The sequence below is a fragment of the Microbacterium sp. CJ77 genome (assembly GCF_002911615.1).
Lineage (GTDB): Bacteria > Actinomycetota > Actinomycetes > Actinomycetales > Microbacteriaceae > Microbacterium.
The window spans coordinates 353,939-370,988 of record NZ_PQBR01000025.1 but is presented as its reverse complement, the minus strand read 5'-3'; the positions used below and the strand labels follow the sequence as shown (position 1 = coordinate 370,988).

Annotated in this window: 16 protein-coding genes and 1 pseudogene; 5 read left to right on the top strand and 12 right to left on the bottom strand. The window is 69.2% G+C overall.

The window, feature by feature from the left end; all coding sequences use genetic code 11:
* Position 1: 1 nt before the first annotated feature.
* The gene (locus C2868_RS16510; protein ID WP_100809956.1) at positions 2-637 is read right to left on the bottom strand and encodes a TMEM175 family protein; all 636 of its coding nucleotides are present in this window, start codon (positions 635-637) and stop codon (positions 2-4) included.
* 27 nt (positions 638-664) lie between these two features.
* Positions 665-2,167: an IMP dehydrogenase gene (guaB, locus tag C2868_RS16505; protein WP_100809955.1), complete on the bottom strand. Its 1,503-nt coding sequence runs from the start codon at positions 2,165-2,167 to the stop codon at positions 665-667.
* Between the two features lie 328 nt (positions 2,168-2,495).
* On the opposite strand from guaB, the gene C2868_RS16500 reads away from it, so the two are divergent.
* The 4 genes from C2868_RS16500 (at position 2,496) to C2868_RS16485 (ending at position 6,522) form a co-directional block, all read left to right on the top strand.
* A complete protein-coding gene (locus C2868_RS16500; RefSeq protein WP_100810092.1) occupies positions 2,496-3,734 on the top strand; it encodes a branched-chain amino acid ABC transporter permease in 1,239 nt (412 codons plus the stop codon).
* A gap of 7 nt (positions 3,735-3,741) precedes the next feature.
* Positions 3,742-4,722, top strand: coding sequence for a branched-chain amino acid ABC transporter permease (locus C2868_RS16495; protein WP_100809954.1), 981 nt, complete (start codon positions 3,742-3,744; stop codon positions 4,720-4,722).
* A gap of 130 nt (positions 4,723-4,852) precedes the next feature.
* Positions 4,853-5,788 (top strand): ABC transporter ATP-binding protein, encoded by a 936-nt coding sequence (locus C2868_RS16490; protein ID WP_232711118.1) that lies wholly within the window; start codon positions 4,853-4,855, stop codon positions 5,786-5,788.
* Positions 5,785-6,522 (top strand): ABC transporter ATP-binding protein, encoded by a 738-nt coding sequence (locus C2868_RS16485; RefSeq protein ID WP_100809953.1) that lies wholly within the window; start codon positions 5,785-5,787, stop codon positions 6,520-6,522. The genes C2868_RS16490 and C2868_RS16485 overlap by 4 nt, the downstream gene beginning before the upstream one ends.
* A gap of 633 nt (positions 6,523-7,155) precedes the next feature.
* Here C2868_RS16485 and C2868_RS16480 read toward each other — a convergent pair.
* The 3 genes from C2868_RS16480 to groES form a co-directional block, all read right to left on the bottom strand.
* Positions 7,156-8,427, bottom strand: coding sequence for an ABC transporter substrate-binding protein (locus C2868_RS16480; RefSeq protein WP_100809952.1), 1,272 nt, complete (start codon positions 8,425-8,427; stop codon positions 7,156-7,158).
* 172 nt (positions 8,428-8,599) lie between these two features.
* A complete protein-coding gene (rarD, locus tag C2868_RS16475) occupies positions 8,600-9,514 on the bottom strand; it encodes an EamA family transporter RarD (protein WP_100810090.1) in 915 nt (304 codons plus the stop codon).
* Positions 9,515-9,718: 204 nt separating this feature from the next.
* Positions 9,719-10,027 carry a co-chaperone GroES gene (gene groES, locus C2868_RS16470; protein ID WP_036301697.1) on the bottom strand — a complete coding sequence of 103 codons (309 nt, stop codon included), beginning with the start codon at positions 10,025-10,027 and terminating at the stop codon, positions 9,719-9,721.
* A gap of 308 nt (positions 10,028-10,335) precedes the next feature.
* Between groES and C2868_RS16465 the strand changes: the two genes are divergently transcribed.
* Positions 10,336-11,526 carry a class I SAM-dependent methyltransferase gene (locus tag C2868_RS16465; RefSeq protein ID WP_100809951.1) on the top strand — a complete coding sequence of 397 codons (1,191 nt, stop codon included), beginning with the start codon at positions 10,336-10,338 and terminating at the stop codon, positions 11,524-11,526.
* 30 nt (positions 11,527-11,556) lie between these two features.
* Here C2868_RS16465 and C2868_RS16460 read toward each other — a convergent pair whose 3' ends face one another.
* From C2868_RS16460 to C2868_RS16430, 7 genes and pseudogenes are all read right to left on the bottom strand, one after another.
* Positions 11,557-12,084 (bottom strand): hypothetical protein, encoded by a 528-nt coding sequence (locus C2868_RS16460; protein WP_100809950.1) that lies wholly within the window; start codon positions 12,082-12,084, stop codon positions 11,557-11,559.
* The gene (tsaD, locus tag C2868_RS16455) at positions 12,081-13,187 is read right to left on the bottom strand and encodes a tRNA (adenosine(37)-N6)-threonylcarbamoyltransferase complex transferase subunit TsaD (protein ID WP_100810089.1); all 1,107 of its coding nucleotides are present in this window, start codon (positions 13,185-13,187) and stop codon (positions 12,081-12,083) included. Before tsaD ends, C2868_RS16460 begins: the two co-directional genes overlap by 4 nt.
* Positions 13,184-13,810, bottom strand: a complete 627-nt coding sequence (gene rimI / locus C2868_RS16450) for a ribosomal protein S18-alanine N-acetyltransferase (RefSeq protein WP_100809949.1) — start codon at positions 13,808-13,810, stop codon at positions 13,184-13,186. The genes tsaD and rimI overlap by 4 nt, the downstream gene beginning before the upstream one ends.
* Positions 13,807-14,457, bottom strand: a complete 651-nt coding sequence (tsaB, locus tag C2868_RS16445) for a tRNA (adenosine(37)-N6)-threonylcarbamoyltransferase complex dimerization subunit type 1 TsaB (RefSeq protein ID WP_100809948.1) — start codon at positions 14,455-14,457, stop codon at positions 13,807-13,809. Before tsaB ends, rimI begins: the two co-directional genes overlap by 4 nt.
* A 436-nt stretch (positions 14,458-14,893) precedes the next feature.
* Positions 14,894-15,397 carry a tRNA (adenosine(37)-N6)-threonylcarbamoyltransferase complex ATPase subunit type 1 TsaE gene (gene tsaE, locus C2868_RS16440; RefSeq protein WP_232711107.1) on the bottom strand — a complete coding sequence of 168 codons (504 nt, stop codon included), beginning with the start codon at positions 15,395-15,397 and terminating at the stop codon, positions 14,894-14,896.
* Positions 15,394-16,518: an alanine racemase gene (gene alr, locus C2868_RS16435; RefSeq protein ID WP_181003496.1), complete on the bottom strand. Its 1,125-nt coding sequence runs from the start codon at positions 16,516-16,518 to the stop codon at positions 15,394-15,396. The genes tsaE and alr overlap by 4 nt, the downstream gene beginning before the upstream one ends.
* Positions 16,519-16,628: 110 nt before the next feature.
* Positions 16,629-16,982, bottom strand: a pseudogene (locus tag C2868_RS16430) (holo-ACP synthase); the annotation flags it as partial.
* Between the last annotated feature and the right edge of the window lie 68 nt (positions 16,983-17,050).

The window sequence follows — 17,050 nt, the reverse complement described above, 5'->3', positions numbered from 1 at the left end:
GTCACGGGGTATCTCGGTCGCCCCTACCGCGGAAGAGACGCGTGCCGACGGGATCGAAGACGAACAGCGCGAAGGCGAAGGAACCGATCAGCGGGGCGAGGACGACGACGGCCGCCGAGATGATGAGCGCGCTGACGGCCCCGCGCCCGTATGCCTTCGCGTCGGCGTCCGAGAGGTCGGGCATCATCGTCTCGCGGTTGCGCACGGCCCACATCCATTGCAGATAGCTGCAGAGGATCGCGAAGAAGAACGTCACGGGCATGAGCAGACGGCCCGCGACCCACTCCGAGTACTCGGTCGTGAGGCTCGTGGCGAACGGCACGAGGACGATGAACAGCAGGCGTCCGCTGTTGAGCCAGACGATCGTTGCGTCGACGCGCGCAACGTGCTCGAACTGCTGCACGTGCGTCATCCACAGCAGGCACAACAGCACGAAGCTCAGGACGAAGTTGAAGAACAGCTCCCACATTCCCGCGAGCGCCGACCACATCTCGGCATCCGATGTGATCGTGCCGAGCGTGTAGCTCGTCAGATCGAGCACCAGCAGCGTTGCCGCGATGGCGAAGACACCGTCGGTGAACGCCTCGAGGCGGCTTGTGCCCTGCGTCGCTGCGGGATGGCGCCGTTGCCGGATCATGCCGCCCAGCGTACCGACGCCGCGCGGCTACTTCTTGTAGTTGGGGGCCTCGACCACGATCTGCACGTCGTGCGGGTGGGACTCCTTCAGCCCCGCCGCCGTGATGCGCACGAACTTCCCCTTGGCCTTCAGCTCGTCGATCGTGCGCGCGCCGACGTAGAACATCGACTGACGGAGACCCCCGACGAGCTGGTACGCGACGGCCGAGACGGGGCCGCGATAGGCGACCTGACCCTCGATGCCCTCGGGGATCAGCTTGTCGTCGCTCGGGACATCCGCCTGGAAATACCGGTCCTTCGAGTACGAGGTCTTCTTGCCACGCGTCTGCAGGGCGCCGAGCGACCCCATGCCGCGGTACTGCTTGAACTGCTTGCCGCCCTGGAAGACGATCTCGCCCGGCGACTCGTCGGTTCCGGCCAGGAGCGAGCCGAGCATGACGGTGTCGGCGCCTGCGACCAGGGCCTTCGCGATGTCGCCCGAGTACTGCAGACCGCCGTCGGCGATGACCGGCACGCCGGCGGGGCGTGCGGCGAGGGATGCCTCGTAGACGGCCGTGACCTGCGGCACGCCGACGCCGGCCACGACGCGAGTGGTGCAGATCGATCCCGGACCGACGCCGACCTTGACCGCGTCGACGCCCGCGTCGATCAGCGCCTGCGCGCCCTCACGGGTCGCGACGTTGCCGCCGATGATGTCGATATGGGCGAAGGATGCATCCGCCCGGAGCCTGCGGACGATGTCGATCACGCCCGCCGATTGGCCGTTGGCGGTGTCGACGACCAGCACATCGACTCCGGCGTCACGGAGGGCTTCGGCACGCTCCCACGCATCGCCGAAGAACCCGATCGCCGCACCGACGCGCAGACGGCCCTGTTCGTCCTTCGTGGCGAGGGGGTACTTCTCGCTCTTGTCGAAGTCCTTGATGGTGATGAGACCCGCGAGCTTGCCGTCGTCGTCGATCAGCGGCAGCTTCTCGACGCGGTGCTTGGCGAACGTCGCGATCACATCGTTCGCGCCGATGCCGACCTTCGCCGTGATCAGGCCCTCGCTCGTCATGACGTCCTTGACGAGAGTCGTCTGACGCTCGAAGCCCGAGACGAAGCGCATGTCGCGGTTCGTGATGATGCCGACGAGGCGACCATCGTCGTCCACGACCGGCAGCCCCGAGATGCGGTACTGCGCGCACTGCGCGTCGACCTCCTCGACCGTCGCGGTCGGGCTCGTCGTGATGGGGTTCGAGATCATTCCCGACTCGCTCCGCTTGACGCGGTCGACCTGCGCGGCCTGATCTTCGATCGACAGATTGCGGTGCAGGATGCCGAGGCCGCCCTCGCGCGCGATCGCGATGGCCATGCGAGCCTCGGTGACGGTGTCCATCGCCGACGACACCAGCGGCGTCGCCACGGTGATCCGCCGCGTCAACCGCGAAGACGTGTCCGCCTCGCTCGGGATGACGTCGGTGTGTCCCGGCAGAAGGAGGACATCGTCGTACGTCAGCCCGACAAAACCGAACGGATCGTAATCGGGCATGTACGCGCTCCTCGTGCGGGTGTGATCGGGGTGCGGATCGAAGCGATTTCGCGCAGAACATCCGCTTGATGAAGTCTAAGCGGCGAGGCTGTGCGAACATTCCTCCGGGAGCGATCCCATTGCGATCTCATCACGTCCCGCGATTGACCGATGGGGGAAACAACGCGGACACATTACGCTCGTACCGTCGTCCATCAATGCCGATGGACGCGACCCTCGGCAACAGTGCCGAACTGGAGGATCTGTGAATCCCAAGACCGCTGCGGCGCGACGTTCCCGCGGGGGGACTCTGCTCACGATCGGGGCACTCCTCGGTGTGCTCTTCGCGATGATGAGCTTGACCGCGTCCCCCGCCTTCGCGGCCGAAGACGACCCCTACCGCATCAGCGGCAACGTGCAGCTCGACGGGCAACCGCTCGAGGGAGTGCGCCTCGTCATCGACGGTCCCGGCGGCGAGCAAGAGGTCGAGACGGATGCGGAGGGTCAGTGGCGCGTCGGAGTGCCGGAGCGCGGCGAGACCTACACGGTCACCCTCGACGAAGAGACGCTGCCCGACGGCATCGCCGTCGTGAACCCCGAGGATGACACCCCCAACGAAGAAGAGGTCGAGATGGGCGCCGGAGGGCGCGTCACCGTCAACTTCTTCATCGGTGAGGGTGAACGAAGCGTCACGAGCTTCGCGGACCAGCTCATCCAACGCATCGTGCAGGGCCTGAGCTTCGGTCTCATGCTCGCCCTCGCGGCCGTCGGACTCTCGCTCGTCTTCGGCACGACGGGCATCTCGAACTTCGCGCACGGCGAGATGGTCACCTTCGGCGCCGTCGTGGCCCTCGCGCTCGTCGGTCCGGCGAGCCTCGCACTGCCGGTGTGGGTCGGCTTCCCGCTGGCGGTGATCCTGAGCGCGGGCCTCGGGCTCGTGCTGGACATGATCCTGTGGAGACCCTTGCGCCGACGGCGCGTGGGCGTAGTTCAGCTCATGATCGTCAGCATCGGTCTCTCGCTCGCGCTCCGCTACACGTTCCAGTTCTTCATCGGGGGCGGCACGAGCCAGCTTCCGTTCGCCTCCGAGCCGAAGATCCAGCTGTTCGGTTCGGTGCAGATGAGCATCATCGACATGGTCTCGATCGCGATCTCCGTGATCGTGATCATCGCATTTGCCGTGTGGCTCACCCGCAGCCGCCTCGGCAAGGCGACGCGAGCGATCTCCGACAACCCGTCGCTCGCCGCGGCATCCGGTATCGACGTGGACTTCGTCGTCCGGATCGTGTGGGTCATCGCGGGTGGCCTCGCGGGGCTCGCGGGCATCCTGTACGCCTACTACCGCCCCGGCATCAAGTGGGACATGGGTTCGCAGGTTCTGCTGCTCATGTTCGCCGCGGTCATCCTCGGCGGTCTCGGCACCGCGTACGGCGCGCTCGTCGGATCGATCATCGTCGGGCTGCTCGTCGAGGTCTCGAGCCTGTGGATCCCCGCGGACCTGAAGTACGCGAGCGCACTCTTCATCCTCATCGTGATCCTGCTGTTCCGACCACAGGGGATCCTTGGTCGACGCGAGAGAATAGGTTAGGCGCGCCATGGACTTGCTCCAGATCCTCTCGAACTCCGCCTCGTCGATCCTCAGTCCCGCCACGATCGGGTACGCCCTCGCCGCCCTCGGCCTCGCGGTGCACTTCGGTTACACCGGCCTGATCAACATGGGCATCGCCGGATTCATGGCGATCGGTGCCTACGGCTACGCGATCGGCGTGCTCACCTTCGGTCTCGAATGGTGGGTGGCTGCGATCGCCGGCCTCGTGGCATCGGCGATCTTCGCCGTGATCCTCGGTATCCCGACGCTGCGGCTGCGCGGCGACTATCTCGCGATCGTGACGATCGCGGCAGCCGAGGTCGTGCGTCTGCTGTTCCTGACCACCGCGTTCGACGAATACACCGGCTCGGCCGACGGCCTGAGCGGGTACCACGGCAGCTTCCGCGCTTCCAATCCCCTGCCGCAGGGCACCTACGGTTTCGGTCCCTTCACGTACAACGAGACGCAGTGGTGGGTGCGCATCATGGGGCTCGTCACGCTCGGCATCGCGGTGCTCGTCGTCTGGATGCTGATGCGCAGCCCCTGGGGGCGTGTACTGAAGGGCGTGCGCGAGGACGAGGACGCCGTGCGCGCACTCGGCAAGAACGTGTACGCGTACAAGATGCAGTCGCTCGTGTTGGGTGGTGTGCTCGCCGCGGCGGGCGGCATCGTCTACGCCCTGCCATCGGCCGTCAGCCCCGGGGTGTACGTCACGTCGCTGACATTCTTCGTGTGGACCGCTCTTCTCCTGGGTGGCGCCGCGACCGTCTTCGGCCCCCTGCTCGGGTCGCTCATCTTCTGGGTGCTGCAGACATTCCTGAGCAACTTCCTCCCGGCGCTCGTCTCGGCCGGGGTCCTTCCTTTCATGTCGCAGATCCAGGCCGGAACGCTCCGATTCATCCTCGTCGGCGTCGCCCTGATGCTGCTCGTGATCTTCATGCCGCAGGGGATCCTCGGCAACAAGAAGGAGCTGACCTTTGTCAAGTAACGAGCAGTCAAGTAACGAGCAGTCAAGTAACGGGCAGTCGGGGGCCGAGCACACCACCACCGGTCGGCTGGGCGAGGCGGCTTCGGGCGCACCGCTCACGGCACCGGTCGAGCGTCCCAAGACGACGGGTCTGCACGTCGGAGAGGCCGTACCGGGAGCGAAGAAGGTCGACCCGATCATCATCGCCGACGGCGTGCGCCGCACGTTCGGCGGCGTCACGGCCGTCGACGTCGAGCACCTCGAGATCCCCCGCGGCGCCATCACGGCGCTGATCGGACCCAACGGTGCCGGCAAGACGACGCTGTTCAACCTCCTCACCGGCTTCGACAAGCCCGACGAGGGTACGTGGAGTTTCGACGGCAGGTCGCTGTCGGGGGTCCCCGCCTTCCGGGTCGCGCGGATGGGCCTCGTGCGTACGTTCCAGCTCACCAAGGCTCTCGGGCTCTTGACGGTGCTCGAGAACATGAAGCTCGGCGCGACGGGTCAGCGCGGCGAGAAGTTCTGGCAGGCGCTGATTCCCGCGATCTGGCGCAAGCAGGACTCGAGCATCGACAGCCAGGCCATGGCGCTGCTGAAGAAGTTCAAGCTCGATACGAAGGCGCCCGACTTCGCGGCGAGCCTCTCGGGCGGGCAGCGCAAGCTGCTCGAGATGGCGCGCGCGCTGATGACGAAGCCGACACTGGTGATGCTCGATGAGCCGATGGCCGGGGTCAACCCGGCCCTGACGCAGTCGCTGCTGGACCACATCCTCGATCTCAAGGAAGAGGGCATGACCGTCCTCTTCGTCGAGCACGACATGCATATGGTGCGCCACATAGCGGACTGGGTCGTCGTCATGGCCGAGGGGCGCGTCGTCGCCGAGGGCGACCCGCACACGGTCATGCGCAATCCCGCGGTCATCGACGCCTATCTCGGCGCTCACCAAGAGCTCGACCTGGGTGTCGTCACGGGGCGCATCACGGCCATCCAGGCCGACCCGACGACGGATGCCGAGGCATCCGCTCACGCGCGCGCCGCGACGCTGGTGGACGAGGGCGTCGCCGAAGACGAGGAGAACCGCTCATGAGCACGGTAGCTACCGAGACCCCCGTCGTTTTCGTCGACAACGTGCACGCCGGGTATCTGCCGGGCGTCAACATCCTGAACGGCTGCTCGCTGGTCGCGAACCAGGGCGAGCTGATCGGCATCATCGGCCCGAACGGCGCCGGCAAGTCGACCCTGCTGAAGGCGATCTTCGGTCAGGTCAACGTGCGCGAGGGATCGATCACGCTCGAGGGCGACGAGATCACGGGCCTGCGAGCGAACAAGCTCGTCGCGCGCGGTGTTGGGTTCATCCCGCAGACCAACAACGTCTTCCCGACACTGACGATCGAAGAGAACCTGCAGATGGGCCTGTACCAGCGCCCTTCGGCATACAAGGAGCGTCTCGAGTTCGTCACGGGCATCTTCGCCGAGCTGGGCAAGCGCCTCAAGCAGCGCGCGGGCTCGCTCTCGGGCGGTGAGCGCCAAATGGTGGCGATGAGCCGTGCGCTGATGATGGACCCGAAGGTGCTGCTCCTCGACGAGCCGTCCGCGGGTCTCTCCCCCGTCCGTCAGGACGAGGCGTTCATCCGCGTCTCCGAGATCAACAAGGCCGGGGTGACGTGCATCATGGTCGAGCAGAACGCGCGGCGCTGCCTGCAGATCTGCGACCGCGGCTACGTGCTCGACCAGGGCCGCGACGCCTACACCGGCACGGGCCGCGAGCTGCTCGGCGACCCGAAGGTCACCGAGCTGTACCTCGGCACGCTCGGCACCTGACCCGCCGCACTTCGTCTCCACGCGCAGCGAGCGCGGGGACGGAGCACGGTGCAGCGGGGCCCCGTGCAGTCGCACCCCCGTCGGAGGCCGCAGCCGGGTCGCGTGCGCGGGAACCTGGATGTGCACGGTCCGCTTCTCCAGAACGAAGACTCCGTATTCGGCCAGCAGGCTCGTACACGCCACCCGGCCGCCGGATCGCGCAGCGGTCACCCCCGCGACCGAGGAAGCGGGATGCAGATAGGTGTCCCGCCGCGCTCGCAGGATGCCACCGCTGCGCACCAATTGGGTGATGCTGCCCTGCGAGAGGCCCGCGGACTTGAGGTCGGCGTGGACGTAGACGTGATCCGGATGGAGGGCGCGCACCTACGCAGCTTTGCGCGCCGTTCACTGGCCTGACCCGCGTCGGTCCGCAACGGGGGATGTTGCCACGGGAACGGGTTCTGGGGAGGACCTACCGTGTGACGTTGGTGGCCCGGATAGGACAGTACTCCGGTCGAAGGCGCGCTCCGGGCTCTGCGGGCGGGCTTGCCGGCCCCGCAGACCCGGTTTCACCGGAGAAGTGTCGACAGACCGGGGCACGACAAGGGGCCCCGGTCCGAAGACCGGGGCCCCTCATTGCGGGATGCGTGGGGCTCAGCCCATGTATGCCGTGTAGGTGTTGTCCTCACCGAACTCGTAGATGCCGATCGACGCCTCGGTCGGGTCGCCGACCTCGTCGAACGTGATCGGACCGGAGATGCCGTCGTAGTCGGCGACTCCACCGCCCAGGATGATGTCGGCGCACTCCGCGTAGGACTCGCAGGTCTCACCGTCGCCCGAACCACCCGAGACCTCCATGAGCTTCTCGGCCATGGCTGCGCTGTCGGTCGAACCGGCAGCGAGGGCGGCGAGAGCCAGCAGGATGGTCGCGTCGTAGGACTCGGCCGCGTAGCTGTAGTCCTCGAGCGGTGCGGTTCCTTCGGCCTCGAGGAACGCATCGAGCTCGCCCGTGAAGTCCGCGATCGAATCGATCGACAGTCCCGGGAGCGTGCCCTTCGCGCCCGTCAGGGAACCGGTCGGGAAGGCGTCTGCGAAGTTCTTCAGGTTGCCGTCGACGAAGTACAGCTTGTCTGCCGGGATCTGGCCGAACAGGCTCGGCAGCATGGTCGAGACCTCGTCGAACGTGATCAGGGCGATCGCGTCGGGGTCGGCCGCGAGGACCTCGCTGATCTGAGCATCGAAGGTCGCGTCACCCGTGTTGTAGGTCGGGGCCGCAACGACCTCGCCACCGGCGGCCTCGAAGGCCTCGGTCACGTACTTGGCGAGCCCGGTGCCATACGAGTCGTTGAGCACGATCAGACCGAGGGTCTGGTTGCCGTCCTCGGCGATCAGGTTACCGAGCACCTCGCCCTGCAGCACGTCGGAGGGAGCGGTGCGGAAGTACAGCCCGTCGTCCTCGTAGGTGGTGAAGGCGTCCGAGGTGTTGGCGGGCGAGAACTGGATCACGCCGGCGCCGACCACCTGGTCGATGAACTGCAGCGACGTACCCGAAGATGCGGCACCGATGATCGCCGAGACGTCCTCGCCCAGCAGGCGGGGGATCTCGGTCTCGTAGGCCTTGTTGTCGGTGTCACCCGAGTCGCCGTAGACCACATCGAGGGTCAGGCCGGTTTCGGCCGAGACTTCGTTGATCTGTGACGCGGCGTACGCGACACCGGCCTCTTCGGGCGGGCCGAGGAAGGCGAGGTTACCGGTCTGCGGCAGTGCCGTACCGATCTTGAGGGCGAGGTCGTCACCGGCGGGTGCGCCCGACGACTCGGTGTTGCCACCGCTGCCGGCACAACCTGCGAGAACCAGCGCGCTGACGCCGACCACGGCGATGCCGCCGAGGACCTTGCCCGTGCGCGAACGGGAGAAGAAGTTCATGTTGCTCCTAGCTGTGGACGAACTCGGGGCCGAACTGCGGCCGACCGGGGTTGCTTCACCCTATGCGCGCGGGCGTCTCCGGGATGTTGCAGTGCGTTAACGATGTGAAACAGTACGGTCACAGCGTGATAACGCTCCCATCCCCCGAACGACGGGGAACCGGCGCGGGGCGTCAGGTCAGCTCAGCGACATCCGAGACGCCACGACCGCGCCGCGAGAAGAGGACGGAATCGACCGACAGGACGATCAGCGCGACCCAGACCAGGCCGAAGCCGATCCATCGCTCGAGCGGCATCGGCTCGCCGAGGACCCACGCGCCGATGATGAACTGCAGCACGGGAGCGATGAACTGCAGCAGCCCGATGACGGTCAGGGGCACCCGTCGGGCGCCCGCGGCGAAGAGCAGCAGCGGGATCGCGGTGATGATCCCGGCCAGCGACAGCAAGACGGTGTGGAGCGGCCCGGCGCTGCCCATCGTGATGCCGCTGGTCGAGGCGACGACGATCAGCTGCACGATCGCGACCGGCACCAACCAGAACGACTCGAGGGTCAGGCCGCCGACCGCGTCGACGCGCGGCCCCACCTGCTTCTTGATCAGGCCGTAGAAACCGAACGAGAACGCCAGGGTCAGGGCGACCCAGGGGAACGCCCCGTAGCCGACGACGATGACACCGACGGCGACGACGCTGATCCCGATCGCGATCCACTGCGTGAGACGCAGGCGCTCGCGTAGCACGAGCACGCCGAGCAGCACGGTCACGATCGGATTGATGAAGTATCCGAGGCTCGTCTCGATCACGTGCCCGGTCAGCGTGGCGAGGATGTAGACCTGCCAGTTGACGTAGATGAAGACCCCGGCCACCGCGGTCAGCAGCAACAGACGTGGCTGACGCACGATGCGAACGAATGCCGGCCATGCGCGCGTGACCGTCAGCAGGATCAGGCAGAAGACGAAGGCGAGCAGGATGCGCCACGCCACGATCTCCCACGGGCCGGTCGGCACGAGCAACAGGAAGTACAGCGGCAGGAAGCCCCAGATGAGGTACGCGCCCAGGGCCGATGCGACGCCGACGCTGCGCTCACGCACTTCCGCGGCTGCGGCGGCACCCGCGGGTTGACCGCCCGGCCCCTCGGGTGCGGTGGTGGGATCCGGTGTCACCTCCCCAGCCTACGGGCGCGATGAGCGGCGAGCGCGGCGGCCGGACGGGCCCCGCCCGGCTCGGAGGCGGTCGTCCGGGAACGACGAAGGACCGGATGCCGAGGCATCCGGTCCTTCGTGTGTGTCAATCGCTCAGCGAACGACGACCGCGAGCACGTCGCGGGCCGAGAGCACGAGCAGGTCGTCGGCGCCGAACTTGACCTCGGTGCCTCCGTACTTGCTGTAGATCACGCGGTCGCCGACGGCGACGTCGAGCGGAATGCGGTTGCCGTTATCGTCGATCCGACCCGGGCCCACCGCGACGACCTCGCCCTCCTGGGGCTTCTCCTTCGCGGTGTCGGGGATGACCAGGCCGGAAGCCGTCGTCTGCTCCGCCTCGACCTGGCGGATGACGATGCGGTCCTCGAGCGGCTTGATGGAAACCTGAGTGGAAACCGTCACGGTCTACCTCTTTCTTGATCCAAGACTTATTAGCAACCTCGATGCGAGAGTGCTAATGCCAGTGTAGGCAACCGCTGGCACTCACGCAACGCGAGTGCCAGCGAGCGGGCGATGGGCCGTGCCGCGAACATCTCGAAGGTACTCCGAGGCTCGGTGGCGCGAATCCGGCCCGCGCGGGCGACTTCCGCACCACGGAACCTCTGTGATGCACGGGAAGGGTCGTTTCCGGCCCGGTCCGACGCGCCGGGTGGGCGTCTCAGACCCATGCCGGCCGCATGCGCTCACCGCCTCGCACCTAGGCTGGACAGGTGGAGATGGCCGAACTGCGGGCGCTGCTGACGCCCGAGGGGCTGCGGCTGCTCGATCAGACCCCGCCGCTCACGACCACCGCGGACGTCGCCCGCGAGGTCACGCGGCTGCGGTCCGCGGGGCACTCCCCCGACCTCGTGTCGGCCGTCGTCGGCCAGGCCCGCCTGCGAACGCGCGCCGAGACGAAGTTCGGCGCTCACGCGGCCCGGATGCTCTTCACCCGGGCCGGACTCGAGCAATCCACGCGCCTGTCGGTCGCGGCCCTGCACGCCGGACGCTTCCGGGACGCGGAGGTCGAGAGCGTCGCCGATCTCGGCAGCGGAATCGGGGGCGATGCCCTGGGATTCGCCGGGCTCGGGCTGAGGGTGCTCGCGGTGGACGCCGACGAGGTCACGGCCGCGATCGCCGCGTACAACCTCGCCCCGTTCGGTCCGTCGGCCGAAGTACGCCACGCCCGGGCCGAGGACATCGACGTCTCGGGCTACGACGGCGTGTGGCTCGATCCCGCGCGCCGCACGGCCGGTCACACGGAGACATCCCGCCTCTCGCGTCCCGAGGACTACTCCCCCTCGCTCGACTGGGCGTTCGCGCTCGCGACCGAGAAGCCCACCGGCATCAAGCTCGGGCCGGGCTTCGACCGCGACCGCCTGCCCGCGTTCGCCGAGGCGCAGTGGATCACCGCGGATGGCTCCACGCTCGAACTCGTGCTCTGGTCGGGCGTACTCGCGCGGCCCGGGATCACCCGCGCCGCCGTCGTCATGGCGGACGGCCAGTCACACGAGCTGACGGCGGCCGCCGACACCGAGGATGAGCCCGTGCATCCCTTGGGCGTCTTCCTGCACGAACCCGCCGGCTCCGTCATCCGCGCGCGCCTCGTCGGCGATGTCGCCCGCGCCCTCGAGGCGGGGCCGATCGCTCCCGGAATCGCGTACCTGACGGGAGACGCGGCGCTGACGAGCCCGTTCGTCGCGAGCTTCCGCGTGCGTGAACAGCTCCCCGCCGACGTCAAGAAGCTCGCGCGGGCACTGCGTGAACGGGGCATCGGGCGCCTCGAGATCAAGAAGCGCGGCGTGGATGTCGACCCCGCAGTGTTGCGCACGCGCCTGGGTCTGAAGGGCGACGCATCGGCGACCCTGCTGCTGACCCGGATCGGATCGACGCGCATCGCGGTGCTCGCCGACCGGGTCTGAACTGCGGCGCGGCTCAGAGCGGAAGCGGCGTCAGAACAGAGGTCCCCGGCTCACGGCGACGGCGATCCAGAGCGCGCTGTAGAGGACCGACAGGATGCCGAGGGCCAACGCCCACCCGGCCGCCTGGCGTCGGCTGTCCGGGCGGCGCAGCGCCGCGATCGCCGTGACGATCGCGATGATGCCGACCGGAAAACCCCAGCCGACGACGAGCGAGACCACGAGGCCGACGATCGCGACCGCGAGGGCCCACCCGGCGAGGGCCGGAGGCTGACGGGGCGCGGGCGGAGCCCACGCGAGTTCGGGCGGTGCATCGGCCTCGGCAGCGGGCGCGTCGGGGCGAGCCTGCTCGGCATCGGTGCCGGACGGGGCCGCCCCTCCGGACCCGGGCGCGGCGACGGAAGGCTCTTGTGCAGCGGCGAGCACCGATGAGGGGACGACAGGAGGCACGGGCGGGGCCCCGGGCGCGGTCTGCGGCACCGGCGGCGGCACGGGCCGAGCCGCCTGCGTGGAACGGCGCGTGGGCGCGGGGGCCGCGGCATCCGTCGGTTCTTCGCTCATACGGGCACCCCCTCTGCCGCGCGCGGTTCGGACCCACTGTCACGCGCCGCGACCTGGATCTGGGTGACGGGCAGCGTCGAATCGGCACCGAACTCGAGCGTCGACGGGGCGCGTCCCGAAACGATCAGCTCCGCGGCGAGGGCGGCGATCATGGCGCCGTTGTCGGTGCAGAGCGACAGAGGGGGGATGCGAACGGCCACGCCCGCCTCCTCGCCGCGAGCCAGCGCGACCTCGCGTAGGCGGCGATTGGCGATCACGCCTCCGCCGAGCAGGAGGCGCGGCACGTCGTACTGCGCGCAGGCGTCGAGGGCCTTCGTGACCAGCACGTCGATGACGGCCTCGCGGAAGGAGGCCGCGACATCCGCGATCGGCACGTCTTCACCCGCGGCTTCACGCTGCTCGGTCCACCGGGCGACGGCGGTCTTGAGACCCGAGAACGAGAAGTCGTAGCGGTGCTTCTCACGGTCGGAGGCGCGCGAGAGCCCGCGCGGGAACGCGATGGCCCGCGCATCGCCGGATGCCGCGGCCCGATCGATCTCGGGACCGCCCGGGTAGGGCAGCCCGAGCAAGCGGGCAACCTTGTCGAAGGCCTCGCCCGCGGCATCGTCGATGGTCTCGCCGAGCAGCTCGACATCGCTCGTCAGGTCGCGGACGAGAAGCAGCGAGGTGTGCCCGCCCGACACGAGCAGGGCGACGGTCGGGTATTCGAGGGGCGGAGCGTTCGCATCGAGCAGGTCCGCCGCGATGTGGCCGACGAGGTGGTTGACGGCGTACAGCGGCTTGTCGAGAGCGATCGCGAGCGCTTTCGCGGCGCCGACGCCGACCATGAGCGCGCCCGCGAGCCCCGGACCGCTCGTGACCGCGACGGCGTCGAGGTCTTCGAGCCGGATGCCCGCCTCCGCGACAGCGGCGTCGAGCGCGGGTCCGAGCGCCTCGAGGTGCGCTCGCGCGGCGACTTCGGGCACGACCCCGCCGAACCGGGCGTGCTCGTCCATGCTGCTGGCGATCGTGTTGCTCAACAGCGTGCGGCCGCGCACGATGCCGATTCCGGTCTCGTCGCAGCTCGTCTCGATGCCGAGCACCAGCGGTTGGCGAGTGTTCACGTGCACGCTCCCGCCTCGGATGCAGCCGGCTCAGTTGCGGGGTTCGACTCTGCTCCGGGGTTCGGCTCCGCCGCGGGGTTCTGCTCTGCCGCGGGGTTCGGTTCTGCCGCGGGGTTCGGTTCTGCCGCGGGGTTCGGTTCTGCCGCGGGATTCGGTTCTGCCCGCGCGGCGAGCCAGCCGCGCAAGTCGAGGCGCATGACGATCGCATCCACCCCATCGGGTTGGTAGTAGTTCGGGCGGCGGGCGATCTCGGCGAAGCCCTCCGACACGTACAGCGCCTGCGCGACGGGGTTGTCGGCACGCACCTCGAGGAACACCTCGCGCGCACCCCGATCCCCCGCCTCGGTAAGCAGCGACCGCAGCAGGCCTCGCCCCCGACCCCGGCCCCGGGCACTCTCGGCGAGCGCGATGGTCTGGATGTCGGCATCCGTCCCCCCGTGGACGGCACGAATGCCGCCGTAGCCGATAAGCCGCCCCGCCTCTTCGAGCACGAGGTAGCGTCCGTGGGGCGAGCGGAGCTCTTCGCGCATCATCGCGTCCGACCACGCATCGGTCGGGAACGAGGCACGCTCGAGCGCCATGATCGCGTCCAGGTCTTCGGGAGTCGCCGTCCGGAGTGTCATACGCCCACCCGCTTGGGCGCGTGACCCAGCGTGACGTCGGGCGAGCGAAGGTAGAGAGGCTCGACGGATGCGCCGTCGCCGGCGATTCCGGCAGCGAGCATCCGTCCCGCCAGACGACCGAGTGCTCCTGCGGAGATCGACGTGACATCGACGCGCCGGATGGGGTTCGCGGGCAGGGCGAGCGAGAGCAGGCGCGCGTCGAGGTCGTCGCGCGGGGCGAGTGCGGGGTAGGTGGTCCGGACGGGAAGCTTTTCGACCAACCCCGCATACACCGTGAAGGCGAACTCGCGGCGGCGAGCGTCGGTGACGATCGCGATCGGACCGGACGCATCCGCCTCGAACGCTGAGAGCGCCGCGGCGTCGTGGCTCGCGACCGCGACGAGCGGCACGGCCCGGGCCAAGGCGAAGGTCCGTGCGGCGGCGATGCCGATGCGCAGGCCGGTGAAGGGTCCGGGACCCATCCCCGCGGCGACATGAGTGATGTCGCGCGGGGCGACGGATGCCTCGGTCAAGGCCCCTTCGAGCAGCGTGCCGATGATCTCGGCATGGCCGAGCGCATTGGGGCTCGAGGCTTCGCCGAGCGTGATCCCGTCGAGGTCGACGACCGCGACGGCAGAGCCGAGGGAGGTGTCGATGGCGAGGATCACGCCCTCCAGGTTAGTCGGGGTTTCTCGTGCCCTCAGCTCCCCGCCACCCGGGGCGTGAGAAGCCCGTTGGGGCGCTGCAGCCGCGCTCGGCGCTGGCGCTTCGTCCATCCGGGGCGTCAGAATCACGTTGGGGCCTGGGGTCCCGCGCCCCAACGGGGTTCCAGCGCCCCACGGCTGTCCAGATGCCCGCCTCGCCACCGTCGGGCGCCCGGGGCGCCAGAATCACGTCGGGGCGTGGGGTCCCGCGCCCCAACGGGGTTCCAGCGCCCCACGGCTGTCCAGATGCCCGCCTCGCCACCGTCGGGCGCCCGGGGTGCCAGAATCACGCTGGGGCGTGGGGTCCCGCGCCCCAACGGGGTTCCAGCGCCCCACGGCGTGCCGGGGGTACCCCGCGTCCACGGTCGTGTGCCCGGGGAGGCGAAACACCGCGACGAAACTATGGGCGGCGCGAGATCGTCACGACGCGCGGGGCATCGTCGTCCAGGGCTTCGGTCGAACGCGACAGATCGCCGCACATCGTGTCGGCCCCCCGCCCGCCGACCGGGCGCTCGATCTCGAGCTCCCACCATTGCTCCCGCAGACCCTCGGCCATACCTCGACCCCACTCGACCACGACCACCGAGCCGTCCGCGTCGATGTCGAGGTCGTCGAGCTCGAGCGCCGAGCCCAGGCGATAAGCATCGGCGTGCACGAGCGGCGGGCCGTCGACGAGGGACGGATGCGTGCGCGCGATCACGAACGTCGGGCTCTGGATCGGCCCCCGCACGCCGAGTCCCTCCGCGATCCCGCGGGTCAGGGTCGTCTTCCCTGCGCCGAGCGGGCCCGTCAGAACGAGCAGATCCCCGGCGACGAGGCCCGCACCGAGCCGGCGCCCGAGCTGTTCCATGTCGTCGGCCGTCACGATGTCGTGGCGGCCCAGCAGGTCGTCCGGAACGCTCACGACGACACCTGCCGACGCGGCACCCGCGGCCCGATCCGCGTGACGATCTCGTAGTTGATGGTGCCCGCGGCATCCGCCCAGTCGTCCGCGGAGGGGACGCCGAGCGTCGGGTCGCCGAACAGCACGACCTCGTCGCCGACGGCTACCGGGGTGTCGCCCGCGTCCACCACGAACTGGTCCATCGCGACGCGCCCCGCGACGTTGAGGCGTGCCCGACCGATCGTCACCGGGCCGCGACCGGATGCCGCGCGCGGCACGCCGTCCGCATACCCGAGCGGCACGAGGGCGAGGGTGGTGGGCCCGCCCGTGCGGTAGTCGTAGCCGTACGACACGCCCTGCCCGGCCGAGACGCGCCGCACCGCCGCGACCGCCCCGCGCAGCGTCATGGCGGGGCGCAGGCCGAGCTCTGCCGACGACCGTCCCGCGAACGGTGAGAGGCCGTAGAGGCCGATACCGATGCGCACGCAGTTCAGGCGAGCCTCGGGCAGGTCGATCGCGGCGTGGGTCGCGGCGATGTGCCGCAGCGACGGGTTCAGGCCGAGGCCTGCGGCCGCGACGACACCGGACTCGAACGCGGCGAGCGCCGCGAGATCGTCCTCGCGGGTCGCGTTCGACAGGTGGCTGAACAGCCCCACGACCCGCAGCTTGCCGATCCGCTCCAGGCGTGCGGCCTCGGCGAAGACGACGTTCCAGTCCCCCGGCGCGATGCCATTGCGCGACAGGCCCGTCTCGAGCTTCAGGTGCACGCCGACCGGCCGGTCGACGGATGCCGCGGCCGCTGCCTGCAGCAGCTGGTCGAAACTCGAGATGCCGAGCTCGATCCCCACGGCGGCGGCCTCCACGAACGACGCGCCGGGCGCGTGCAGCCAGGCCACGATCGGGGCCATGATGCCCGCACGGCGCAGAGCGAGCGCCTCCGAGACATCGGCAACACCGAGGCGCGTCGCGCCGCCCTCGAGGGCCGCTACGGCCGAGCGCGCGGCGCCGTGCCCGTACCCGTCCGCCTTGACGACCGCGATGACCTCGGCACCGGTCAGGCGACGCAGGTGCCGCGTGTTCGCCGTGATCGCGCCGACATCGATGAGGGCCTCGCGCATGACCCCGGCGGGCAACTGGGTCATCGGGTCTCCTCGGGTCCGGCGGGAGCGGCGGGAGTGGCGGGAGCGGCGGGAGCGGTGGGTGCGGTGGGTGCGGGCCGCACAGGGCGCACGACCGCAACGGCGGATGCCGATGCATCCGATTCCGCGACGACATACGCGGTCGCGAGCCCGGCGTCGTGCGACATCGACAGGTGGACGGCGGTGATACCGCGAGACGCGACGACGTCGGCCGTGGAACCACCGAGGGTGAACCAGGGGCGTCCGGATGCCTCGGGGGTGACCTCGATCTCGGTCCAGTGCACGCCGTCCGAACCGCCGAGGGCCTTGATCAGCGCCTCTTTCGCGGCGTAGCGCGCAGCGAGCGAACGGGGCGGCAGCATCCGCTCTCCCGGTGAGAACAAACGCTCGAGCAGGCGTGGCGTGCGCTCGAGGGTTCGCTCGAAACGGGGGATGTCGACGATGTCCACACCGATCCCGACGATCACGCGTGGGCTCCGATCTTCACCTCGCCACCCTATCCCCGCTGGCTTTCGAGCCGCTCCCCGGCACTTCT